This window comes from Anaerococcus lactolyticus ATCC 51172 (assembly GCF_000156575.1).
Lineage (GTDB): Bacteria > Bacillota > Clostridia > Tissierellales > Peptoniphilaceae > Anaerococcus > Anaerococcus lactolyticus.
Window position 1 is genome coordinate 1 of sequence record NZ_GG666190.1, and the last position, 236, is coordinate 236.

Sequence of the window (236 nt, forward strand, 5' to 3'; positions counted from 1 at the left end):
GGTGGCCTGGCCGGCGATCCGTTCGGTGCGATGCTGCTGGCAGGGCTGGGCGTGGACGAACTGTCGATGACCCCGAACGACATCCCGTCGGTGAAGGCACGCCTGCGCGGCACTGCGCTGGCCGATCTGCAGAGGCTGGCCAATGCCGCGCTGGACTGCGAAACCGCCGAGCAGGTACGCGCCCTCGATGGAGCAGGTGCATGAATGCCCGCGCCGTCACCGTTACCTTGGAACCC

The 236-nt window shown here is 68.2% G+C and carries 1 protein-coding gene; it reads left to right on the forward strand.

The window, feature by feature from the left end:
* On the forward strand, positions 1–204 hold a 204-nt coding region (locus HMPREF0072_RS10790), incomplete at its 5' end, for a putative PEP-binding protein (protein WP_004831067.1).
* Positions 205–236: the final 32 nt, after the last annotated feature.